The organism is Fuscibacter oryzae, from assembly GCF_016765795.1.
In the GTDB taxonomy this organism is placed as follows: Bacteria; Pseudomonadota; Alphaproteobacteria; order Rhodobacterales; family Rhodobacteraceae; genus Fuscibacter; species Fuscibacter oryzae.
This window is the reverse complement of the sequence record NZ_JAESVP010000005.1, coordinates 202,180-225,464: the sequence shown is the minus strand read 5'-3', so window position 1 is coordinate 225,464 and position 23,285 is coordinate 202,180. Positions and strand designations below refer to the sequence as shown.

General features: G+C 63.8%; 23 protein-coding genes. 7 read left to right on the top strand and 16 right to left on the bottom strand.

Annotation, left to right across the window (positions count from 1 at the left end):
- Positions 1-58: 58 nt before the first annotated feature.
- Positions 59-592, top strand: coding sequence for a TIGR00645 family protein (locus JI744_RS11555; RefSeq protein ID WP_202661008.1), 534 nt, complete (start codon positions 59-61; stop codon positions 590-592).
- Between the two features lie 151 nt (positions 593-743).
- Here JI744_RS11555 and JI744_RS11550 read toward each other — a convergent pair whose 3' ends face one another.
- Both JI744_RS11550 and JI744_RS11545 read right to left on the bottom strand, forming a co-directional pair.
- Positions 744-1,532 (bottom strand): inositol monophosphatase family protein, encoded by a 789-nt coding sequence (locus JI744_RS11550; protein WP_202661006.1) that lies wholly within the window; start codon positions 1,530-1,532, stop codon positions 744-746.
- A 30-nt stretch (positions 1,533-1,562) separates the two neighbouring features.
- Positions 1,563-2,312 (bottom strand): DUF4386 family protein, encoded by a 750-nt coding sequence (locus JI744_RS11545; RefSeq protein ID WP_202661004.1) that lies wholly within the window; start codon positions 2,310-2,312, stop codon positions 1,563-1,565.
- A gap of 91 nt (positions 2,313-2,403) precedes the next feature.
- Here JI744_RS11545 and JI744_RS11540 point away from each other — a divergent pair, with 91 nt between their 5' ends.
- On the top strand, positions 2,404-3,015 hold the full coding sequence (locus JI744_RS11540) for a TetR/AcrR family transcriptional regulator (protein ID WP_202661002.1): 612 nt from the start codon (positions 2,404-2,406) through the stop codon (positions 3,013-3,015).
- Between the two features lie 47 nt (positions 3,016-3,062).
- On the opposite strand, the gene JI744_RS11535 is transcribed toward JI744_RS11540, so the two are convergent.
- Positions 3,063-3,968 carry a LysR family transcriptional regulator gene (locus JI744_RS11535; RefSeq protein ID WP_202661000.1) on the bottom strand — a complete coding sequence of 302 codons (906 nt, stop codon included), beginning with the start codon at positions 3,966-3,968 and terminating at the stop codon, positions 3,063-3,065.
- Positions 3,969-4,057: 89 nt separating this feature from the next.
- Between JI744_RS11535 and metF the strand changes: the two genes are divergently transcribed.
- The 4 genes from metF to JI744_RS11515 all read left to right on the top strand — a co-directional run bounded on the left by metF (position 4,058) and on the right by JI744_RS11515 (position 7,816).
- Positions 4,058-4,927, top strand: coding sequence for a methylenetetrahydrofolate reductase [NAD(P)H] (gene metF / locus JI744_RS11530; RefSeq protein ID WP_202660998.1), 870 nt, complete (start codon positions 4,058-4,060; stop codon positions 4,925-4,927).
- Between the two features lie 141 nt (positions 4,928-5,068).
- Positions 5,069-5,512, top strand: coding sequence for a type II 3-dehydroquinate dehydratase (gene aroQ / locus JI744_RS11525; protein WP_202660996.1), 444 nt, complete (start codon positions 5,069-5,071; stop codon positions 5,510-5,512).
- A gap of 46 nt (positions 5,513-5,558) precedes the next feature.
- A complete protein-coding gene (locus tag JI744_RS11520) occupies positions 5,559-6,746 on the top strand; it encodes an AMP-binding protein (RefSeq protein WP_202660994.1) in 1,188 nt (395 codons plus the stop codon).
- On the top strand, positions 6,737-7,816 hold the full coding sequence (locus JI744_RS11515; protein ID WP_202660992.1) for a thiolase family protein: 1,080 nt from the start codon (positions 6,737-6,739) through the stop codon (positions 7,814-7,816). Before JI744_RS11520 ends, JI744_RS11515 begins: the two co-directional genes overlap by 10 nt.
- Here JI744_RS11515 and JI744_RS11510 read toward each other — a convergent pair.
- The 5 genes from JI744_RS11510 to JI744_RS11490 all read right to left on the bottom strand — a co-directional run bounded on the left by JI744_RS11510 (position 7,813) and on the right by JI744_RS11490 (position 13,979).
- Entirely contained in the window at positions 7,813-9,051 is a 1,239-nt protein-coding gene (locus JI744_RS11510; RefSeq protein WP_202660990.1) for an NAD(P)/FAD-dependent oxidoreductase, read from the bottom strand. The two genes, JI744_RS11515 and JI744_RS11510, sit on opposite strands and share 4 nt — an antisense overlap.
- Before the next feature lie 72 nt (positions 9,052-9,123).
- Positions 9,124-10,284, bottom strand: a complete 1,161-nt coding sequence (locus JI744_RS11505) for an iron-containing alcohol dehydrogenase (RefSeq protein ID WP_202660988.1) — start codon at positions 10,282-10,284, stop codon at positions 9,124-9,126.
- Positions 10,281-11,666 (bottom strand): aldehyde dehydrogenase family protein, encoded by a 1,386-nt coding sequence (locus JI744_RS11500; protein ID WP_202660986.1) that lies wholly within the window; start codon positions 11,664-11,666, stop codon positions 10,281-10,283. Before JI744_RS11500 ends, JI744_RS11505 begins: the two co-directional genes overlap by 4 nt.
- 85 nt (positions 11,667-11,751) lie before the next feature.
- The gene (locus JI744_RS11495) at positions 11,752-13,116 is read right to left on the bottom strand and encodes a glutamine synthetase family protein (protein ID WP_202660984.1); all 1,365 of its coding nucleotides are present in this window, start codon (positions 13,114-13,116) and stop codon (positions 11,752-11,754) included.
- 86 nt (positions 13,117-13,202) lie between these two features.
- Positions 13,203-13,979 carry an N-formylglutamate amidohydrolase gene (locus JI744_RS11490; RefSeq protein ID WP_202660982.1) on the bottom strand — a complete coding sequence of 259 codons (777 nt, stop codon included), beginning with the start codon at positions 13,977-13,979 and terminating at the stop codon, positions 13,203-13,205.
- A gap of 111 nt (positions 13,980-14,090) precedes the next feature.
- On the opposite strand from JI744_RS11490, the gene JI744_RS11485 reads away from it, so the two are divergent.
- Positions 14,091-14,960: a MurR/RpiR family transcriptional regulator gene (locus JI744_RS11485; protein WP_202660980.1), complete on the top strand. Its 870-nt coding sequence runs from the start codon at positions 14,091-14,093 to the stop codon at positions 14,958-14,960.
- Here the strand turns inward: JI744_RS11485 and JI744_RS11480 are convergent.
- From JI744_RS11480 to JI744_RS11445, 8 genes are all read right to left on the bottom strand, one after another.
- Positions 14,957-15,835, bottom strand: coding sequence for a DMT family transporter (locus JI744_RS11480; RefSeq protein ID WP_202660978.1), 879 nt, complete (start codon positions 15,833-15,835; stop codon positions 14,957-14,959). The two genes, JI744_RS11485 and JI744_RS11480, sit on opposite strands and share 4 nt — an antisense overlap.
- 104 nt (positions 15,836-15,939) lie before the next feature.
- Entirely contained in the window at positions 15,940-16,872 is a 933-nt protein-coding gene (locus JI744_RS11475) for a 2-hydroxyacid dehydrogenase (protein WP_202660976.1), read from the bottom strand.
- Between the two features lies 1 nt (position 16,873).
- Positions 16,874-17,497, bottom strand: coding sequence for a DUF1345 domain-containing protein (locus JI744_RS11470; protein ID WP_202660974.1), 624 nt, complete (start codon positions 17,495-17,497; stop codon positions 16,874-16,876).
- Position 17,498: 1 nt separating this feature from the next.
- Positions 17,499-18,638, bottom strand: coding sequence for a rod shape-determining protein RodA (rodA, locus tag JI744_RS11465; RefSeq protein WP_202660972.1), 1,140 nt, complete (start codon positions 18,636-18,638; stop codon positions 17,499-17,501).
- 3 nt (positions 18,639-18,641) lie between these two features.
- Complete coding sequence (gene mrdA / locus JI744_RS11460) at positions 18,642-20,585, bottom strand: penicillin-binding protein 2 (RefSeq protein WP_202660970.1); 1,944 nt, start codon at positions 20,583-20,585, stop codon at positions 18,642-18,644.
- A 4-nt stretch (positions 20,586-20,589) separates the two neighbouring features.
- Positions 20,590-21,129: a rod shape-determining protein MreD gene (locus JI744_RS11455; RefSeq protein ID WP_202660961.1), complete on the bottom strand. Its 540-nt coding sequence runs from the start codon at positions 21,127-21,129 to the stop codon at positions 20,590-20,592.
- Entirely contained in the window at positions 21,122-22,060 is a 939-nt protein-coding gene (gene mreC, locus JI744_RS11450; RefSeq protein ID WP_202660953.1) for a rod shape-determining protein MreC, read from the bottom strand. Before mreC ends, JI744_RS11455 begins: the two co-directional genes overlap by 8 nt.
- A 38-nt stretch (positions 22,061-22,098) precedes the next feature.
- Entirely contained in the window at positions 22,099-23,136 is a 1,038-nt protein-coding gene (locus tag JI744_RS11445; RefSeq protein ID WP_202660951.1) for a rod shape-determining protein, read from the bottom strand.
- Between the last annotated feature and the right edge of the window lie 149 nt (positions 23,137-23,285).

Sequence of the window (23,285 nt, the reverse complement as noted above, 5' to 3'; positions counted from 1 at the left end):
TACCGAAAGGCCCGCCATATCAGGCGGGTCTTTTTCTTTTTCCGCCATGAGGTTGCGCATGACCAAACCCAGCATTGAAACCCGGTTTGAACGAACCCTGTTCGGCGCGCGCTGGCTGATGGCGCCGATGTATCTGGGCCTTGTGGTCAGTCTGGCGATGCTGCTGGTGACGTTTGTAAAGGAAATTGCCTATTACGCGCCCAAGGTGCTGGAGTTGACACCCGACCAGACCATTCTGGCGATCCTGACGCTGATCGACCTGAGCCTTGCGGCCAACCTGCTCTTGATCGTGCTGTTTTCGGGCTATGAGAATTTCGTCTCGAAATTCGACATCGCCGACCATGAGGACCGGCCCGACTGGATGGGCACGGTGGATTTCTCGGGGCTGAAAATGAAGCTGATTGCCTCGATCGTGGCGATCTCTGGGATCCATCTGCTGAAGGTCTTCATGTCGCTGGGCAAAACCGAAGGCAACTATGCCGTGTCGGCAACTACCTTGCAGTGGATGGTGATCATCCACCTGACCTTTGTCGTGTCGGGTGTGCTGCTGGCGCTGATGGATTGGCTGTCGGCCAAGACGGATAAACACTGAACCGTCGGCAGCGGGGGCGCTTCGCCCCCCGCACCCCCAGAGGATATTTATGAACAGATGATGGGGCCGACACTGCCTATCATCTGTTCATAAATATCCTCGGGGGTGAATGCGCCCTTGGGCGCAGAGGGGGCAGACAGCCCCCTTCTTCTTAGCCGCGGAGGATCTTGGCCAGCGGCTCGAACAGGGGCTCGTTGGCGGCGATCACCGCACCTTTGCCCAGCATATCATCGCCTTCACGCACCGGGCCGATCATGCCGCCCGCTTCCTTGACCAAGAGAAGGCCTGCCGCACAATCCCAAGCGTTCAGTTCCCGTTCCCAATAGCCATCATACCGGCCCGCCGCCACATAGGCGAGGTCAAGCGAGGCGGCGCCCCAGCGGCGCACGCCGGCGCAGGCGGGCATCAGGCGGGCCAGATCTTGCAGCGTGGCGGGCAGCGTCTTGCGCGCGCCAAAGGGCACACCGGTGGAAAACACCGCCTCGGACATCACGCGGCGGCCCGAGACGCGGATGCGGCGGCTGTCGTTCAGCCAGGCACCCGACCCCTTTTCGGCCCAGAACATCTCGTCTTTCGCCGGATCATAGACCACGGCCGAGACAATCTCGCCCTTGTGTTCCAGCGCGATGGAGATCGCCCAATGCGGCATGCCGTGCAGATAGTTGGTGGTGCCGTCCAGGGGATCGACGATCCAGCGGCGGGTCGGGTCTTGGCCCTCAGTTTCGCCGGTTTCCTCGCCCAGCCAGCCATAGGTCGGGCGGCCGCCCATCAGCTCTTCGCGGATCACGCGTTCGGATTCGCGGTCGGCCTTGGACACAAAGTCACCCGGACCCTTGGTCGAGACTTGCAGGTTTTCCACCTCGCGAAAGTCCTTGACCAGCACCTTGGCGGCCTTGCGGGCGGCCTTGATCATCAGGTTCAGGTTGGCGCTGCCTTGCATCGGGGACTCCTGCGGTTCAAGCGCGTTCCTCTACACGGGCAAGGGCCGGAAGGGAAGGGTGTCGCTGCGTTGATCTGCGGGCGAGACAACGAGCCGCGCGCCAAGGATCACCAGCCACAGGGTCAGGCCCAGATAGCCCGCCACACTGGCCAGACCCAGCAGGGGCAGGGTGTGGCCCAGCATCATCGCGGGACCTTCGGCGAGGCCGATGCCCATGCCCGCCAGCGCAAGGCAGGCGGCAGCGGTTTCGGCGCGAGCCATGCGGGTGCGGTCGCCCCGGCGCAGGGCAAGGGTGGTGGTCAGCCAGCCCACCGTCAGCATCTGGCCCATGTGTTCGCCAATCGCCATGCCACCCCATTGGTTCAGCACGGCAAAGGCGGTCTCGGCGGCGGCGCGCTGCGCCTCGGTCGCCGCAGGGTCGGCAAGGGTGGCGGCAAGGCCGGGAATGGCGAAGACCCAGCGCAAAAGGCCCATGCCTTGGGCAAACCCGGCCAGCGCGCCGGTCATCGCACTGGCAAGGGCCAGTGCCGGGCGGGTTTGCCAATGCGCGCTGGCAAAGGGCACGGTCAGCGCAAAGGGGATAAGTGCCAGTGCCGACAGTGCGAAGGCGTACCACAGCGCGATCAGTCCCGACCCGCCTGCCGCAAAGGCGCGCAGCACCTCGGCAGGTGGCTGGCGCAGGATGTCGGGGTAATCAAACCGCGCGGCCAGCAGGGAAAAGGCGGTGTTGAAGGTCAGGGCAAGGGTGATGGCTGCAAGGCCAAGAGTTTTGCGCGGCATGTTTACGTTTCCCGGATGATGTGTCACTGATTGGTGACAAGCGCATATCACCAGTGGGTGACATGCGTCAATCCGATTCGTTTGAGGCCCCATGACCGACCCGATCCGCAGCCGCGACCGTGACGCGACCGAAGCCGCCATCTTGCAGGCGGCACTCACGCTTTTGGCCGAACAGGGCTTTGCCGCCCTTGGGGTGAATGCCATCGCGCGGGCGGCGGGGTGCGACAAGCAACTGGTCTATCGCTATTTCGGCGGGCGAGAGGGGCTGGTCGATGCCATGGGCGCGGCGCTGGCGCGGCGGATGACCGAGCGTCTGGCGCGGGTGCCCCTGCCCGCGGCCGTCGGGTATGGCGAAAGGGTGCGGCATCTTCTGTGCGGCTGGGTCGAGGTGCTGCGCGATGACCCTCTGCTGCGCTCCCTGCTGGTCTGGGAGATCAGCGACCCCGCGCCCGAGGTGCGGCGGCTGTCAGAGGCGCGGGGGCGGGCGATGGGCCTGTGGGTGATGCAGGCGCTGGCGGGCACACGTGCGCCCGAGGGCGTGGATGCCCCGGTGGTGAATGCGCTGCTGATTGGTGCGGTGCAGCAGATGGTACTGGCGGCTGCGACGGCGGGGCGGTTTTCGGGGGTGGAATTGCAGGCGGATGCGGATTGGGAGCGGGTAAAGCGCGGCCTGATGGAGGTGACTACCGCGCTTTATGGCTAGTTGTGCCTCCATTCTCCCCACAAAGGCGGCTCATCTGATCTGACGGGTCAGCTTCGTTGCAGCTTGACCGGCTCGGTACGCCCCAGCCGCAGGAAATGCGCCATATAGGGCTTGGCGGCATCCTCCTCTCGGGTGCAGGCAAAAAGGCGGCGGGTGACATTGCCGGGGGCCAGCGGGCGGGTGATGTAGTCGGCGTTGGCCTTTACATCGCGGATCACCCAGTCGGGCAGCACGGCCACCCCACGGTTCGACCCCACCAGCATCAGGATCACCGCCGTCAGTTCGACATGACGATGCCCGCGCGGTTCGACCTGCGCGGGTGTCAGAAGGTCGGTGAACACATCCAGCTTGTCGCGGCCCACCGGATAGCTGATCAGCACCTGATCTCGGAAATCCTCCGCCTCGATCATATCTTTGGCGGCCAAAGGGTTCTGGGATGAGGCGACGAAGGTGGGGTGATAGTCGAACAGCGGGTTGGCAGTCAGGCCGGGCAGCGGTTCGGGGTTCGAGGAGATCACCAGATCCACCTCTTCCCTTTGCAGGGCAGGGAAACTTTCGAACGCAAGTCCCGCGCGAATATCCACATCCACCTCTGGCCAGGCGTGACGGAACAGCTCCAGCACCGGGAACAACCAGTCGAAACAGGCGTGGCATTGAATGGCGATGTGCAGACGTCCGGTCTTGCCCGACCGCAGGGCGCGGAATTCCTCCTCCAGCGCGGAAATCTCGGGAAGGATGCGTTCCGAGGCACGCAGCATCCGCATCCCCGCAGCCGAAAGACGCATGGGTTTAGACCGGCGCACGAAAAGTTCCATCCCCACCTGCGCCTCCAGCCCCGCGACCTGATGCGACAGGGCCGATTGCGTCATGTTCAGGATGTCGGCGGCGCGGGCCAACCCGCCTGCCTGATGAATGGCGCGGATGGTGCGCAGGTGGCGAAGCTCGACATACATGTGGTCAACCTCATAAACATCCTGAGAATTATGAATTGGCCTCACAATGCCGAATCTGGCAGACAGGAGCAAGACCAAGGAGACGACCCATGACCCTTTCGCCGCGCATTTCGTTCGAGTTCTTCCCACCCCAGTCGCTGGACGCTTCGTTCCGCCTGTGGGAAACCGTGCAGGCGCTGGCTCCGATGGGACCGGATTTCGTCTCGGTGACCTATGGCGCGGGCGGCACCACCCGGGCGTTGACGCAGGATGCCGTGGCGACCATCCACCGCAACTATGGCCTGAATGTTGCCGGGCACCTGACCTGTGTGGGGGCCAGCAAGGCCGAAACGCTGGCCGTGGCCGACACCTATCATGCGGCAGGCATCCGCGAGATCGTGGCTCTGCGCGGCGATGCCCCGCAGGGGGCCGACCGTTTCACCCCGCATCCCGACGGCTTTGCCAATTCGGCCGATCTGGTCGAGGCGCTGGCCCGCACCGGCAAGTTCAAGATCCGCGTCGGCGCCTATCCTGAACCGCACCCCGATGCAGCCAATACCGCGCAGGATGTGACCTGGCTGAAACGCAAGATCGACGCCGGTGCAAGCAGCGCGATCACCCAGTTTTTCTTTAGCGCCGATACGTTCTTTCGGTTCCGCGATGCCTGTGCCAAGGCCGGGATCAGCGCGCCGATCATTCCGGGCATCCTGCCGATCCAAAGCTGGTCGGGTGTCAAGAAATTTGCCAGCCGCTGTGGTGCACAAGTGCCACAAAAGCTGGACGAGGCCTTCGCCACCGCCGCCCGCGACGGACGCGAAGACCTGCTGGCGCTGACCCAGTGCGTGGCCCTTTGCGACCGGCTGATCGAAGGCGGGGTGGAGGATCTGCATTTCTATACGCTGAATCGCCCCAACCTGACGCGCGAAGTGGTGCGCGCCTTGGGGCTTTCGTCAGAGATCACTCTGGAAAAAGTCGCCTGAGCCGGATTCCCTGTCGGTTCGTACCCCACGTCGGCGACCACTGCGCGCGCCCACCCGGCAGGGTGGCGCGCGTTTTTTCTGGCGCTTTGCAGGGGCGGGGGGATGGGCTAGGGTTTGGGCCAAGCGAAGCGGAGCAGTGCCTTGACCAAGCCGATCTTTGCCCTGAACGGGCCGAACCTGAACCTGCTGGGCCAGCGCCAGCCGGAAATCTATGGGCGCGAGACGCTGGAGGATGTGGCGGCGGCTATGGCCGATCTGGGCGAAGAGCTGGGGCTGGCCGTGCGGCACCTGCAATCGAACCACGAGGGCCAGTTGGTGGACTGGATTCAAGAGGCGCGGGCGCAGGCGGCGGGGATCATCATCAACCCCGGTGCCTACAGCCACACTTCGGTTGCCATTCTGGACGCGCTGAACGCCTTTGACGGCCCCGTGCTGGAGGTTCACATCTCGAACATCCACAAGCGCGAGGCGTTTCGGCACCATTCCTTTGTTTCAGGTCGGGCCGAGGGCGTGATCGCGGGGTTCGGCACCGAAGGCTATCTGCTTGCGCTGCGGCGGATGGCGTCGCTTCTTGTCAAACGCTGAGCGGGTCGCGAGGGCGGATGCCTCCGGTGGGGATATTTTTGCCAGTATGAAAGCGCGGTTTCGGCTGCATCCTGCGGCGCGGTTGTTTGACGGTGTGGGCGAGGTGGTGGTTTTCCCGGTGGCCGGGGCGGCGGTTCTGGCTGATCGGCCGGGGGCGGCGGCTCTGATCGGGGCGTTTGGGCGCGGCTGCGGGTTTCGGATCGGCGGGGATGGGGAGCCTGCGACAGAGGGGTTCGAGACCCTGACCTCTGGCTCCTCAGGTAAACCAAGGCGCATCTGGCGGAGTGTGGAAAGCTGGGCGGCGAGCTTTGCGGTGAACGCGGGGCTGTTCGGCATCGGTCCGGGGTGCCGGGTGGCGGTGCTGGGGCGGCTGTCGCATTCGCTGGCGCTTTATGGCGCGCTGGAGGGGCTGTCTTTGGGGGCAGAGGTGCATCTGCTGGACGGGATACGGCCCGACCGCCAGCGGCAAGAGATGGCGGCGCGCGGGGTGGAGGTGGTCTATGCCACGCCCGCGCAATTGCGCCTGCTGATTGAGGCGGGCGGGGCGGGGCTGCCCAGTTTGCGGCTGGTTCTGGTCGGCGGGTCAAAGCTGGATGCGGTGTTGCGGCGCGCGCTGGCGGCAATGGCCCCGGCAGCGGCGGTGCGCGAGTTTTACGGCGCGGCGGAGGCCAGTTTCATCACCTTGGCGGGCGAAGCGACACCCATCGCTTCGGTGGGCGCGGCCTATCCGGGGGTGGAGATTGCGGTGCGCAGTGCCGGGGGGGATGATGTGCCCGAATGCACCTTGGGCGAGGTCTGGGTGCGCAGCGCTTATCTGTTTCATGGCTATGCCGGGGATGATCCGGGCAGCGCCCGCTGCTGCGACGGCTGGTTGAGCGTGGGAGAGATGGGGTATCTGGCCGGGGGCGAGCTTTATCTGGCCGGGCGCGCGGGGCGGATGGTGACGGTCGCTGACCAGAATGTGTTCCCAGAAGAGATCGAGGCGTCTCTGGCGGGCCTGACCGGCGTGGCACGGGTTGCCGTGGTGCCGGTGGCGGATGGTCTGCGCGGGCATGTTCTGGTGGCGGTGTGTCAGGGGGATGCGGCGCAAGAGGCGGCGATCTTGCGGGCGGCGCGGGCGGAGCTGGGGCCGCTGAAGGCACCCAAAATTTTGATATGGCGGCAAGATTGGCCAGAGCTTTCGTCGGGCAAGACTGATCTTGCGGCGATTGCGCGGGGGCTGTCATGGCGGTGATCCTGTCGGCGCGGCGCACGGCGGTTTTGCCACGGGGCGGGGCCTTTGCCCGGCTGCGGATCGAGGATCTGGCAGCGCCGGTGGTGCGGGCGGTGCTGGCCGATGCCGGATTGGGCGCCGTGCAGGTTGATGAGCTGATTGCCGCGAATGCGCTGGGCGCAGGGGGCAATCCGGCGCGGCGGGTGGCCTTGGCGGCGGGCTTGCCCGAGCGGGTGGCGGGGTTGACCATCGACCGGCAATGCGTGGGGGGGCTTGATGCGATACTGCTGGCGGCGGCGCTGGTGGACAGCGGGGCTGCGCGCGTTGTGGTGGCGGGGGGTGTCGAAAGTTACTCGCGCCGTCCCCTGCGGCTGGCGACTGACCCGGATGGTGGCGCGCCGGTGGCCTATGACCAACCGCCCTTTACCCCCTGGGCTGACCGCGACCCCGATATGACTCAGGCGGCGGCTGCGCTGGCGGTGTCGTTGGGGATTTCGCGCCCTGCGCAGGATGATTGGGCGGTGGAGAGCCACCGCAAGGCGCTGGTCGATCATGACTGGCCCGAGATCGTTGCGCTTGGCGGTGTATCCCGCGATGCCTTTGCGCGGCGGCTGACCCCGGCTTTGGCAGCTCGGGCCAAGGTGCTGGCGGGTAATGTGACTGCGGCGACGGCCGCGGTGGCGGCAGATGCGGCGGCCTTTGTTGTGGTGACAAGGGACGATCTGGCGAGGCCGGGCGCGCTGCGGATCGGGCCGGGACTGACACTGGGCTCGGCCCCCGAAGAACCGGGGCTGGCCCCGGTTCCGGCGATTGCGGCGGTGTTGGCGCGGGCGGGCCTGCTGCCCGACAAGTTGGCGCAGGTGGAGATGATGGAGGCCTATGCGGCGCAAGCGATTGCTTGTGTTGAGGGGGCGGGGCTGGACCCGGCGCGCGTGAATCTGCGCGGCGGGGCCTTGGCGCGGGGGCATCCGATTGGCGCGTCTGGTGCCATTTTGGCGGTGCGGTTGTTCCACGACCTGACAAACGGCCACGGTCTGGCGGCGATTGCGGCGGCGGGCGGATTGGGGACAGCGGTGCTGTTCTCGCGCTAGAACCGCGACGGCAGATAGGGCCTAAGGTCCAGTTCCGGCGCACGCCCTGCAATGGTATCGGCGATCAGCCGGGCAGTGATGGGCGCCAGTGTCAGGCCGATATGGCCATGGCCATAGGCGTGATAGACATCCGGCCCAGCCGCCGAGGGGCCGATGACCGGCAGGCTGTCGGGCATTGAGGGGCGAAAGCCCATCCATGTCCGGTCGGGTTCCCCCAGATCGGGGAAGACCCAGCGCGCGTCTTCTATCAGCTTGGCGATGCGGTGGGGTGAGGGTGGGGCGGTCAGCCCGCCCAGTTCTACTGTGCCCACCACGCGCAATCGGCCCTGCATCGGGCACAGATAAAAGCCGCGCGAGACGGGGCAGCAAGGACGGGTAAGACGCGGCACTGGCATGTTCCATTCGGCATGATAGCCGCGCTCGGTATCCAGGGGCACACGGTCGCCTGCCGACCGGGCGAGGGCGCGGGAATGGGCGCCTGCCGCGATCACCACCTTGCGGGCGTGGAGCCGCAGGCCGGGGCCTTCGACGATCATTCCGTCGAACTGGCGGGTGATGGTGTCGGCGCGGGCCTGCACATGCTGGGCCTTGGTTAACACATGGGTGGCCAGTTGCTGCACCATCAATCCGGGGTCTGACATGAAGACGGCCTTGGGGAAAAAGGCGGCTCCGGCCTTTTCGGGCAGGCCCGGCTCCATCGCTGCCAGTGTCGCGCTGTCTATCAGATCAACCGAGATGCCCAAGGCGCGGCGACCGGCCATGTCGCGCTGCGCCGCGGTGAAGGCGGCGGGTGTATCATACAGGTAAAGGCAGCCCTTTTCCTGCAAGATGCCGCTGCCGCCGATCCGCTCGGCCAATCCCTGCCACGAGGGGCAGGCATCGGCCACCAGCCGAGCTATGGCGGCGGCGTTGCGCGCCGTCGGACCGGGCAGCGACTGGCGCGCAAAGCGCAAGAGCCAAGGCATCAGCGCGGGCAGCGCCGCACGGCGGATCGCCAAGGGAGAGTTGCGATCAAACAGCAGCGAGGGCAGGTTTTTCAGCACATCGGGTGTGCCCACGGGCATCACGGCATAATCCGCCACGGTTCCGGCATTGCCATAGCTTGCCCCCATGCCGGGCTGACCGGGATCGACCAGCACCACATCGCGCCCCTCGGCCACCAGCCGCTCGGCAATGGCAAGGCCAACAACGCCTGCGCCCAGCACGGCGATTTCGGTCAGGATATGCTGTGTCATCAGGCCCCCGCGTGACAGGGGCGGCAGGACTTTTCCAACCGGCAAGCCGCCACCGCCCCCTTATTCAACGCCTTACATGCAGGATTCGAACAAAGCCCGCGTGTTCGCTTGCGTCATCGGAATGGGGTTTCCGCCGCAGGACGGATCTTCCAGCGCCATTTCGGTCAGCATATCGAGGTCAGCCGCCTTCACCCCCAGCGCGGTCAGGTTCGCAGGAATGTTCAGCTTGGCGCGCAGGTCCATGATCGCAGCGCGAAAGCCGTCAAACCCGCCTGCAATGCCCAGATAGGCAGCGGCGGCGTTGATCCGATCCTCAATCGCGGGGCGGTTCATGTCCAGCACCATGGGCATCACGACGGCATTGGTGGTGCCGTGGTGGGTGTTGTAAACCGCGCCGATCGGGTGGGAAAGCGAGTGGATCGCGCCCAGACCCTTTTGGAATGCAACCGCGCCCATGGCGGCGGCACTCATCATATGCGCCCGCGCGTCAAGGTCATTTGGGTTGTCGTAAACCCGTGGCAGATTTTCGAATACCAGCCGCATGCCTTCCAGCGCGATGCCTTGCGACATCGGGTGGTAAAAGGGGCTGGAATAAGCCTCCAGACAGTGCGCCAGCGCATCCATGCCGGTGCCAGCGGTGATGAATTTCGGCATCCCCACGGTCAGGGCGGGGTCACACAGGGTGACGGCGGGCATCAGTTTCGGGTGGAAGATGATCTTCTTCTTATGCGTCGCCGAATTGGTCAGAACGCCCGCGCGGCCCACTTCGCTGCCCGTCCCGGCGGTGGTCGGCACCGCGATGATCGGCGCGATCTTCGAGGCATCTGCACGAGTGTACCAATCGTCGATATCTTCCAGGTCCCAGACCGACAGGTCCGCACGTTGATGCGCCATCAGCGCGATCATCTTGCCAAGGTCCAGCGCCGAGCCGCCGCCAAAGCAGATCACGCCATCATGGCCACCCGCTTTGTAAACCGCGATGCCTGCGGTCATGTTGTTTTCGTTGGGGTTCGGGTCCACCTCGGAGAACACGGCGCGGCCCATACCGGCCTTGTCCAGCACATCCAAGGCGGCGGCGGTGATCGGCAGCGATGCCAGCGCCTTGTCGGTCACCAGCAGGGGCTTTTTCAGCCCCACGCTGGCGGCATGTTCGGCCAGTTCGGCAATGCGGCCCACGCCGAACTTGATCGCGGTCGGGTAAGACCAGTTCCGATTGGGAACGCTGTGGGTCATTTCTGTACCTTTTTCAGATGGTAGGATTTGGGACGGGTAACGGAATGGAACCCGAGATACGACAGCGAGGTGCCGCGCCCGGTGTCCTTGCAGCCGGTCCAGCAGAGCGCCGGGTCAAGGTAATCGGCGCGGTTCATGAAGATGGTCCCGGTTTCGATCTGCGCACCGATCTCGGCGGCGGTATCGTAGTCGGTGGTCCAGATGCTGGCGGTCAAGCCATAGGGCGAATCGTTCATCAGGCGGATCGCCTCGGCATCGTCCTTGACCTTCATGATGCCGACGACCGGTCCGAAAGATTCCTCCATCATCACCCGCATCGAATGATCGACATTCACAAGGATCTGCGGGGCGAGATAGGCACCACCGTCATCGGCGGGGAACAGGGCCGGGTCGATCAGGGGCTTGGCACCCGCCGCGATGGCTTCGGCGATCTGGTCACGAACCACCTTGGCAAAGCGCTTGTTGGCCATCGGGCCAAGGGTGCTGTCGGCATCAAACGGATTACCCAGTTTCAGCGTTTTCACCCAAGCCACGGCCTTTTCGACAAAGGCGTCATAGAGCGATTCATGCACATAAATCCGCTCGATCCCGCAGCAGCACTGACCGGCGTTGTACATCGCGCCATCCATCAGCGTATCGACGGCGGCGTCCAGATCGGCATCGGCCCGCACATAGCCGGGGTCTTTGCCGCCCAGTTCCAGCCCAAGGCCGGTAAAGGTGCCCGCAGCCGCCTTTTCAATCGCCGCCCCGCCACCGACCGAGCCGGTGAAGTTGACGAAGCCAAACGACTTGGCGGCAATCAGCGCCTCGGTCGTCGCATGGTCCAGCACGACGTTCTGGAACACATCCGCCGGAATACCGGCCGCATGGAACGCCTCGGCCAGACGCTCGCCCACCAGCAGGGTTTGGCTGGCGTGTTTCAGCACCACCGAGTTGCCTGCGATCAGGGCCGGAACAAGGGTGTTGATGGTGGTCAGGTAGGGGTAATTCCACGGCGCGATGATGAAGACCACGCCCACCGGTTCGCGCGCGAGATAGCGGCGGAACTTGTCGCTGTCTTCCACGGTTTTCGGAGCCAGCGTTTCGGCAGCGATTTCAGACATATAGTCGGTGCGGGCGTTCACGCCGCCGAATTCGCCGCCAAAACGGGTGGGGCGGCCCATCTGCCAGGCGATTTCGTCAACGATGACCGGGGCCATTTCGTTCAGCTTGGCCACACCGGCCTTGACCAGCGCAATCCGTTCGGCCAGCGGGCGCGCGGCCCAGGCCTTTTGCGCCGCCTTGGCGCGGGCGACGGCGGCCTTGGCGGCCTCGGGCGTCAGCGGCGTGCGTTCGGCATAGACCGAGCCGTCCACCGGGGAAATGAGTTGGATGGGTTTCATCGTCTTGTCCTTGTGGCAAAGGGTGCGCGCAAGCACGCACCCCAGGTAATCTTGGTCGGGTGCGCGCAATGGCGCACCCTATGGCTCAGGCCCGTTCGAACCCGCGCTGGCGTTCGAAATCGGTAACGACGCGGTCGGTTTCCGAAATCTCCCACTGGCAGGCGTGGTGATAGTGGTCGATCACGTCATCGCCAAAGGCATCGCGCAGCATTTTTGACCCGTTCAACCGCGCGGCAGCATCGCGCAGGTTCTTCGGAATCTCGCGGATGCCCTTGGCGGCATACATATCGCCCGACAGTTCCGGTTCCAGCGCCAGCTTGTCCTCGATCCCTTTCAACCCCGCCGCCAGCAATGCGGCACAGGCAAGATAGGGGTTCACGTCGCTGCCCGGAATGCGGCATTCCACCCGCACGGCCTTGGTGCCCTCACCACAGACACGGAAGCCTGCGGTGCGGTTGTCGGCGGACCAGACGGCCTTGGTGGGCGCGAACATGCCGACGCAGAACCGTTTGTAGCTGTTGACGTAAGGCGCAAGAAACGCGGTGATTTCCTCGGCATAGGTCAGTTGCCCGGCCAGATAATGCTTCATCAGGTCGGACATGCCGTGCTTGTCGGCCTTGTCGGCGAACAGGGCCTTGCCGTCCTTGGACCACAGGCTTTGGTGGATATGGCTGGACGACCCGGCGCGGCGATGATCGTATTTCGCCATGAAGGTCACCGACTTGCCCTTGGCCCAGGCGATTTCCTTGATGCCGTTCTTGATGATCACATGGTTGTCGGCGGTATCGAGCGCGTCGGAATAGCGATAGTTGATCTCTTCCTGACCCGCCTCGGCCTCACCCTTGGTGTTTTCAATCGGGATGCCCGCACCGAACAGACCATTGCGGATGGCGCGCATCACGCCTTCTTCCTTGGTGGTCTGGAAGATGTGGTAATCTTCGTTATAGGCCGACACCGGGCGCAGGTTGCCCAAACCGTCATCGCGCAACTGTTCATAGCTGTTTTCGAACAGGAAGAACTCCAGCTCGGTCGCCATCATCGGGTCAAACCCCAGCGCCTTGGCGCGGGCGACCTGACGTTTCAGGATCGCGCGGGGGGAATGCGGAATGTCATGGTGGTGATGGTCCTGCAAATCGCCCAGCACCAGCGCGGTGCCTTCCAGCCACGGCACGGGGCGCAGGGTGGCCATGTCGGGTTTCAGCACATAATCGCCATAACCGGTTTCCCAGCTAGAGGATTTGTAGCCCGGCACCGTGTTCATATCCTGATCGACGGTCAGCAGGTAGTCGCAGCAATGTGTTTCCTCATGCCCGCCGTTCACGAAAAACGCGGCGTGGAACCGCTTGCCGAACAGCCGCCCCCACATGTCGATGCCGCAAACCAGAACCGTATCGATGGTTCCCGCCTTCACGGCCTTTTTCAGATCGTCCAAAGTCATGCTACCTGGCATGTCGCTCTCCGTTGGGTGTCCCCGGATCGGGCCGGGGTTATGTGTTGGGGTCTTGCCCCGATTATTGCCGCCGGAAAGGGCGGGGGTCAGCTGGCCTTGGCCTGCTTTTGAATTTCCTCGATCCCCATGTTCAGAACAGGGGCAAGGGTTTCGGCCATTTTCGCCTGTGCTTCGGGTGTGGCGATCAGGTCGTTTCGGATCTCCAGCATCGCATTCGGCAGGCCATAGGGCGTGGCGTGAACCCGCAAAGTATGGGTCACATCATCGGCGGCGGAATAGGGCGAGTTCAGTTCCGCTTGCAGCCGGGTCTTGCGATGCGCGGCATCAAGGATGGCGACTGACAGATGGGCATCGGCGTCATGGATGACGCCGAATTCCACCAGCCGCTGGCGGCCATGATAAATCGGCGTGAAGGAATGAATGGTGATCACCACCGGGCGGCGGCCAAGGGCGATGCGGTTGGCGATCAGATTGTGCAAGCCATTGGTCCAGGGCAGATAAATCGCCTCGGTCCGCGCCAGACGCTCAGTTGCGGTTATCGCCGCATTGCCGGGAATGTCATGCACCTCGGACCGGGCAGGCATGGCCCCCGCCATATCGGGCGCGCGGTTCAGGTCATAAACAAGGCGGCTAACCGGGGCGTGGATCAGCGTGGCGTCAAGCCGTTCGGCCAAGCCCCTTGCCACGCCCAAAGCACCCGGATCCCAGGCGATATGGGCCTGCCGCTGATCCGCCGTCAGCCCCAGATCGTCCCACTGATCGGGAATGTGGTTCGAGGCATGTTCGCACACCAGAATAACCCGCCCCGCCGCCTCGGGCCGTTCGATCACAGGCTGCCAGATGTCTGCTTTCTTTCCCGCCAAGGCGAGTCACCCCCGTTTGATCACAGGCTGTTCCGGCAAGCGATTTCTGTCAAGATTGTTTCTTTTTGTGTTTGCTCTGTTACAAAGTTTCCAGAATCGCCGGAGACCCGCATGCCAGATCCCGCCACACTGGACGATCAGTTGCGCGCCGTTTTGCCCGACCTGACTCGGGCCGAGCGGCAGTTGGCCACCCATATCCTGTCGCATTATCCGGTGGCGGCCCTTGGCAGCATTACCGTGCTGGCACAAGCGGCGATGGTATCCACTCCTACGGTGGTGCGTCTGGTGCAAAAGCTGGGTTACAAGGGCTATCCGCATTACCAACGCACCCTGCGGGCGGAAGTCGAGGCGATGCTGGTTTCCCCGCTTGCCAAGCCCGACCGTTGGCGCGGCGGGGTGCCCGATACGCATATTCTGAACCGCTTTGCCGATGCGGTGATTGCCAACCTGCAACAGACTATGGGCCAGATCGACCCCGCAGAGTTTGACGCAGCGGCGGCGCTGCTGGCCGACCCCGATCGCCGTATCTTTGCGATTGGCGGGCGCATCACCCATGCGATTGCCGATTATTTCGTCACGCTGATGAAGGTGATCCGCCCCGAGGTTACGCTGATGTCGGATATGTCGAACACTTGGCCGCCCGCGATGCTGGATATGAAGGCGGGCGATGTAATGCTGGTCTTCGACATCCGCCGCTATGAAAACGCGGTGCTGCAAATGGCGGAAATGGCGAAAGAGCAGGGGGCAGAGATCATCCTGATCACCGATCGCTGGGTTTCCCCCGCCGCCGTTCATGCCCGCCACACGCTGGCCTGCCATGTTGAGGCCCCTTCGGCGTGGGATTCAAACGTAGCGTTGATGGTGCTGGTCGAAACGCTGCTTTCCGCAGTGCAAAGCCTGACTTGGGAGACGACCGAGGTGCGCCTGAAACGGCTGGAAGACCTTTATGCCCGGACACGGTTTTTCCGCCGCTATCGTTAGGCGGCTTGCATCGCATTGCGCCGCGCGCCTGCCACGGCGTTCAGCATGACCGCAGCCAGCACCATCGCCCCGCCGATAAGCGTAGTTGGGCCTGCTGTTTCGCCTAGGAAAACCCAGACCCAGATCGGTGCAAGAATATTTTCGACCGAGGAGATCAGCGTCGCCTCTGCCGCCGCCAGCCCCCGGCTGCCCAGCGTATAAAGGATCATCCCGCCTGCCAACGCCACAGCCCCCATCACCATGGCGATGGCGATATCCTGTGGTGGGGCCGCCAGCGACTGCCCCCATGCCCCGGCCAGCGCCCATGCCGCAACCATTGACATCAGCCCGCCAACAAGAACGGCGGGCATCATGTCACCCACATGGCCCCAGCGCAGGGCCACGGTGAAAATGGCAAAGCCTAGGGCCGAAGACAGGGCAGCCATGTTGCCATCCATCGACCCGCCGCCAAAGCCGGTGCCGATCATCACGAAAATCCCGGCCCCGGCCAGCGCCATTGCGGCCCATGTTGAGGGGCGGATGCTCTCACGCAGGAAGACCCAGCCCAGCAGCGCGGAAAAGAACGGGGCGGCGGAATATAGAAACACCGCATTGGCCACTGTTGTCGCCCGCAAGGCATAAATCGCGCCGGTATAAGCCAGAACCAGCCCCAGCCCGCCGATCACCCCCGCCAGACCAACCGCCCGCATCGGCCCGATCAGCCGCCCGCCCGTGCGCCACAGGATGAACCCGGCCAGCACCGGCAACAGCCCCGCCGAACGCCAGAACAGGATAGCCGCCGTGCCTGCCCCTTCGATGTTGCGCACGAACAGGCCCATGGTTGACCACAGCACACCTGCGCAAAACACAAGAAGAACCCCGGTGCCGTATTTCATGGGAAAGGCCTTTCGTTTCCGCCAGATGCCAGCAAGGCACCGGCCTGTGCTGTTCCAAAGGCGACCTTGGGTGTCGGGCCAAGTTTCTTCGAAGGAATTTGGCCTCAATACCCTCGCGCGCGGTCAACAAGGTTGACGAACGGCTCTCCCGCCTCACCGCGCCGGATGTTCTCGGCAATGACCATGCTGGCGGTCAGCGGTCTTGTGTCGGCGGCGATATGGGGGGTGACAGTCACGCGGGGATGCGCCCAGAAGGGGTGATCCTGCGGCAGCGGCTCCACCCGGAACACGTCCAGCGTGGCATGGCCGATCTGCCCATTGTCGAGTGCGGCAAGCAGGGCGGTATCGTCGATCAAGGGGCCACGGCCGGGGTTCAGGATCACCGCGCCCCGCTTCATTCCGGCGATGGTTCCGGCGTTCAGGATGTTTTCCGTCTCGGGCGTTTTGGGCAGCAGGGTTACCACAATGTCGGCCTTGGCCAGCACATCGCGCAACCCATCCGCCCCATGGTGGCAGGGGATGCCGGGTACCGATTTCGGGCTGCGGCTCCACCCTTCCACGTTGAAATTCAACGCTTGCAGCGCGCGGGCGCAGGCCTCTCCCAGCGCGCCCATGCCCAGCATCGCCACCTGCCGTTCGCGGGCCAAGGGCGGGCAGGTCGGGTCCCATTCGCGGGTGGAGTTCACGATGTAACGGTCCAGCCACAGGTGATGGCGCAGGGTGTGGCCGGTCACCCATTCCACCATGCCTTCGGTCAGCGCGGGGTCCACCATGCGGCACAGGGGCTGGGTCAGCGTCGGGTTGCCGACGATCCGTTCCACCCCCGCCCACAGGTTCAGCACAGCCTTGGTGCGGGTATAGGGGGTAAAGTCCTGCAAGGACGATGACGGCGCGTAGACGATGTAATCTACCGTTTCGGGCGCGGCCTCTTCGCTCAGATGCGCGGCGATCCCGGCCTTGTCAAAGGCAGCGCGCAGCGGTGCTGCGTACCTGTCCCAATATCCGGGCCCCGCCGCGAAAAGAACCGTCAAAGCCATGCTATCCCCCAAGTTGCGCGCCCGCATTGACCGCCAGCGCCAGAATGACCGTGTTATAGAAGAATGACGCCACTGAATGGGCCAGCACCGCCTTGCGCATGCGCACCGAAGCAATCTGCACATCCGAGGTTTGCGCCGTCATCCCCAGAACAAAGGCGAAATAGATGAAATCCCAAACCTGTGGCGCGGTTTCATCGGGAAACTCCAGCCGGCAGGCCGCATCGGGGGAATAGTGCAGATGGGCATAGTGAAAGGCGGCCACCGTATGCACCACGGCCCAGCCCAGCGGCACCGCCGACAGGGCCAGTGTCAGGCCCAGCCCATCGCTTTCGCGCCCCGCCAGAACCAGCCAGATCGCCACAAGGCTGGCCCCCACCGCGCCCATCGTCAGCAGGATGATCAGGGGCATGCCCTCATCCTCGGTTTCGGCCTTGCGGCGCAGCATGGTGGTGGACACCCGCCCCAAAAGGCCAAAGGTCATGCCCAGATAAGACAGCGCAAAGGCGTCAAACGCCACCAGCCCGCGTTCAGGGCGGGGCAGGGGCGTGACCCAACTGCCCAGAAAAATCGCCACTCCCAGCGCAAGCGCGATCAGAAAGCGGCCATGGCGGGCATAGATGTTCATCTCAGCGCAGCCTGTGGACGATGGCGCTTTGCACCAACCCGAAGGACAGCATGATCATCAGCGTGGCCGACCCGCCGTAACTCAGCAGCGGCAAGGGCACCCCCACGACCGGGGCCATGCCCATCACCATTGACAGGTTCACTGCGATATAAAGGAAAAAGTTCGCCGCCACCCCGATGATGACCAATTGGCTGAACCGGTCGCGGTTCTGGATTGCGGCCCACAACAGGAACACAAGGATCAGCGCGTACAGCATCAGCAGGGAAAACGCGCCGACAAAGCCGAACTCTTCTCCCAGCGTGGTAAAGATAAAGTCGGTGTGCTTTTCGGGCAGGAAATTCAGCCGGCTTTGCGTGCCCTGCATAAAGCCCTTGCCTGCCCAGCCGCCCGACCCCAGCGCGATCTTGGCCTGAATGATGTTGTAGCCTGCGCCCAGCGGGTCGGCGGCAGGGTCCAGAAAGGTGTGAATGCGGCGATACTGATAATCATGCAGCAACTGCCAGCTTGTGCCTTCGGATTCCAGCACCGCCGCCACGGCCCCCACGACCATCGCGATCACGGCAACGAAATACCAGATGCTGACCCCGGCCGCGAACATCACCGCCCCCCCGGCCACGATCAGCATGATCGAGGTGCCGAGGTTCGGCTGCATCAACACCAGCACGGTCGGCCCGACGATCAGGATGACCGGGATCAGCACCCACAGCAGACGCGACACCTTCTTGTCATCCAGCCAGTCGTAATACATCGCCAGCATCATCACCTGCGCCACCTTCATGAATTCCGAAGGTTGCAGCCGCATGAAGCCAAGATCGATCCAGCGTTGCGCGCCCATGCCGACGGTGCCGAAAAACTCGACCACCAGCAGCAACAGCACCGAAACGCCGTAAGCCATCCCCGCCATGCTGCGCCAGAACCAGATCGGCGTGAAGGCGACCCCCAGCATCAGGATCAGGCCCAGGACATAGCGCTTCATCTGCGGCTCTGCCCAGGTGTTCAGATCGCCCCCGGCGATGGAATACAGCATAAGCCAGCCGATGGCCGCCACCGCCGTCACCACCAGTATAAGCGCCCAATGGATGTAAAACACCTTGGACAGCCCGGTCGGCGCGGTTTTGACGCGGTATTCCAGAAAACTCATCGCCTAGACCTTTGAACTTTCGGGCATCGTCCCGTCGGGGCGGCGCAGGTGCAGATCTTTCAGCAGCGATTCCATCCGCCCGCGCTGATCGGCGGGATAGGCGGTCAGGGGTGGTATGTCGCCATAAAGCGCCCGCAGCAGCGCATCGCGCACGATGGGGCCCGCCACTGCCGATCCGCCGCCGCCATGTTCTACCACGACCGCCGCCGCATAGCGCGGGTTGTCATAGGGGGCATAGCCCACGAACAGCGCATGGTCGCGCCGCCGCCAGGGCAACTGATCGTTCGACACCACGCCCGACGCACGTTCCGCCGTGGAAATGTTGCGCACCTGCGCCGTACCAGACTTGCCACACATCAGCATGGTATCATCGGCGATCCGGCTGCCGCGCCCGGTGCCCGCCTTGCCGTTGACCACCGCGAACATACCTCGTTGCACCGCGCGCAGGCGACCGGGGTCCAGCCCGATGGATTCTGGCGGGCTGATCTCGACCTCGACCCCGTTCACGGATTTGACCAGCCGCGGCTTGATCGCCAGGCCCGTCGCGACCCGCGCCGCCATCACCGTCAGTTGCAGCGGTGAGGCCAGAACATAGCCCTGTCCGATCGAAGAGTTGATCGTATCGCCAATCCTCCATTCGGCCTTGTGACGCTCCAGCTTCCATTCCTTGGTCGGCATGTTGCCCTCGGCAATCGCCGACATCGGCAGATCATGCCGGATGCCCATGCCCAGACGGCGGCCCATTTCGGCGATCTTGTCGATGCCGACCTTCTGGGCCACCTCGTAATAGAACACGTCGCAGCTTTCCATCAGGCTGCGTTCCAGATCCACCTTGCCATGGCCACCGTGCTTCCAGCAGTGAAACCGCCGAGAGCCGAATTCCAGATAGCCGGGGCAATATACGGTGCTTTCGGGCGTGATCACCCCTGCCTCCAGCGCTGCAAGCGCCGTCACCATCTTGAAGGTTGACCCCGGCGGATAGGCCCCCTGCACCGTCTTGTCGGCGAGGGGGCGGTGGTCGTGGTTCATCAGGCCGGAATAATCGGCCTGGCTGATGCCGCGCACGAAAAGGTTGGGGTCAAACGACGGGGCAGAGACGATGGACAGGATGTCCCCGTTCTGCACATCCATCAGCACGCAGGCCGCACTTTCCGCGCCCAGCCGGGCCTGAAGGAAATTCTGGATGTCGGCATCCAGCGTCAGACGCACATCGGCACCCGGCTGGCCTTCTTCGCGGTCCAGTTCCCGCATCACGCGGCCAACGGCGTTCACCTCGATCCGCTTGGTGCCGGCATGGCCGCGCAGAATGTCTTCCAGAAACTTCTCGACGCCAATCTTGCCGATCTGGAATTTTGGAATGGTCAGCACCGGGTCTGGGTTTTCAATCCCAGCCAGATCGCGCTCCGACACCGGGCCGACATAGCCCACCACATGGGCAAAATCCTGATCGCGGGGATAAACCCGGCTAAGCCCCACCTCTGGCGAGACGCCGGGCAGGGCGGGCGCGTTGACCGCGATTTCCGAAAAGTCTTCCCAGTTCAGCCGTTCGGCCACGGGAATCGGCACAAAGGGGCTGTTGCGCTTGGTCTCTTTCAGGATGTCGGCCATATCCTCGGCCGTCAGCGGGATGATATGCGACAGCCGGTTCAGGATCAGCCCGACATCGCCCGCATCCTCTCGCGTGATCACAACGCGGTAATTCTGTTCGTTGCCGGCAATCAGCTTGCCATTGCGGTCCTGAATCAGCCCGCGTTCGGGCGGGATCAGGCGGATGTTTATGCGGTTTTCCTCGGCTAGCAGGCGGAACTGGTCGGCCTGTTCGACGCCAAGATAGCGCATCCGTGCGCCCAGAACGGCCACCATGGCCGTCATGCAGCCCCCCATGAACAGCGCGCGCCGGGTAAAGCGGCGGCCACTGGCCTCGGTATCGCGGGGTGCCCGTCTCATGGCCTCACATCCGTCTCCCGTAGGCATCCACTTCGCCCGTCGCGGGTTTGTGCAGGTCCAGCAGGACGCGCGAGAGGAACACCACCAAAGGATAGGCGATCATCGACATGACCACCTGCAACAAAGCATAGCCGAAATTCGTCTGCGGCAGCAGGAAAAGGGCAAAGATCATCCGGTTGACCACCATCAGCCCCACCATCAACCCGGCCACCAGCAGCCATTCGACGCCAAAGTTCAGCTCTCGGGTCAGCGCGACGCGACCCCGGATGAATTCCGACGCCACCACCACCAGCGCGGCCCACAATCCGGGCGGGCGCATCAGCACCAGATCCTCCAGCAGAACCACGGCAGCAATCAAGAGCGCGGGCAGATAATCGGGCCGCCGCATCGTCCAGGCAAAGATCACGCACAACAAAAGGTCAGGCCCCGGCATATCGCCCGCCTCGCTGCGCAGGGGCAGCAGGCGCAGGAACAGCAGCGCCAGCCCCATGGCGACAAACAGCAGCCGGTGAAGCCAGACCTGCCGGGTGCCCGCATCAACCATTGCCTCCCCCCTGCGATCCGGGGCCGATACCCGCATCAGCAGGTGGCGCGGGTGGCCCCTGCATCTGGCTGGGAGAGGGCGCCAGCAGCGCGCCTTCGCCGGTGATCGGTTCGACGTCATGGCTGCGCAACACGCGCAGGAATTCCAGCCGCTGGTAATCCGCCGCCAGCGCCACGCGCAATCGCTTGTCATTGCCCAGAACGACCTGCCCGACCAGCAGGCCTGCCGGAAACACCCCGCCGTCGCCAGAACTGACCACCCGGTCGCCGGGGCGCACCTCATCTCGGTCTTCAAGGAAATCCAGCGGCGGCAGCATAGAGTTGTCGCCCGACAGAATCGCCTTTTGCCCCGAAGGCTGCACCGTCACCGGCACGCGGCTGTTGCTGTCGGTCAACAAGATCACCCGGCTGGTGCGCCCGCCCACGCCTGCGATACGCCCCACAAGGCCGATCCCGTCCATCGTGGCCCAACCGTCACGGATGCCGTCGCGGTTGCCCACATTGATCAACACCGACTGGCGGAACGGGCTGCCGGAATCCGCCAGCACCTGCCCCGTCACATGCGTCAGCTTGGCATCCAGTCGCACCTGATTAAGGTCCAGCAGCCGGGCATTCTTTTGCTCCAGTTGCAGCGCGGCCTCTTTCCACGCCTTCATCTGGCGCAGCTCCTCGCGCAGTTCTCGATTCTGCTCCAGCAGGCGGGAATAGGACTGGAAGTCGCTGACCACATCATAGCTCCAGGTGACCGGCGCCATTGCCCACTGGAACGACGGCACGAAACGGTCCACCAGCGCGGCCCGAAACCGCTCTACCCGTGGGCTGTCGATCCGCCACAGCACGAACAGCGCCAGCAGCAGCAGGACAAGCAGTCCCGTCAACACCCGGCGCAGCGGGCGCGTGAATTGATCAGGGTCTTTGTTCGGACGTGCCATCTGCGGCCTGCTTGCCTGTCAGGGCCGGGGGAAGGGGATCAGCTATCGTAGTCGATCACATGTCGCAGTTGTTTCTCGTATTCCAGCGCCTTGCCGGTGCCAAGGGCGACACAATTCAGGGATTCGTTCGCCACCGAAATCGAAAGCCCGGTCTGTTCGCGCAAGCTCAGATCCAGATCGCCCAAAAGCGCGCCGCCGCCGGTCAACATCACACCCCGGTCCACAATGTCGGCGGCAAGATCGGGCGGCGTGGTTTCCAACGCCTGCATCACCGCATCGCAGATCTGCTGCACGGGTTCCGACAGGGCCTCGGCCACCTGGGCCTGATTGATCTCGGTTTCCTTGGGCACGCCATTCAACAGGTCACGTCCGCGAATGGTCATGGACAAGCCGCGCCCATCATCGGGCATCCGGGCGGTGCCGATGCTGGTCTTGATGCGTTCGGCGGTGCTTTCGCCGATCAGCAGGTTCTGATGGCGGCGCAGATAGCTGATGATCGCCTCATCCATCCGGTCGCCGCCCACGCGGACCGAGCGGGCATAAACGATGTCCCCCAAGCTCAGCACTGCCACCTCGGTCGTGCCGCCGCCAATATCGACCACCATGTTCCCCGTGGGGTCGGTGATCGGCATGCCCGCACCAATCGCCGCTGCAATCGGTTCGGCAATCAGGCCCGCACGCCGCGCACCGGCCGACAGAACCGACTGGCGGATAGCGCGCTTTTCCACCGGGGTCGCGCCATGAGGTACGCAGACAATGATCTTGGGTTTCGAAAAGGTGGTACGTTTGTGCACCTTGCGGATGAAGTGCTTGATCATCTCTTCCGCGGAGTCGAAATCGGCAATAACCCCGTCGCGCATCGGGCGGATCGCCTCGATCGTGCCGGGGGTTCGGCCCAGCATCAGCTTGGCATCCTCGCCCACCGCCAGAACCTGTTTCTTGCCATCCTTGACGTGGTAGGCCACCACCGAAGGCTCGTTCAGGACAATGCCCTTGCCCCGGATATAGACCAGCGTGTTGGCGGTCCCAAGGTCGATGGCCATATCCGACGAGAAGAGGCCCGAAAGAATCGACATGCTGGCGGTTTCCTTTTCCCGAAAGAAATACGCCCGCGACTCAGGGGGCCTGAGGCGGGCGCTTTCATATAGAACCCGGCACGGTGAAGCGAAAGGGCCGGGGGCAATCTGCGGCGGGTTTTCGTCTTTGCACAAGGTGCTTGTCCAAA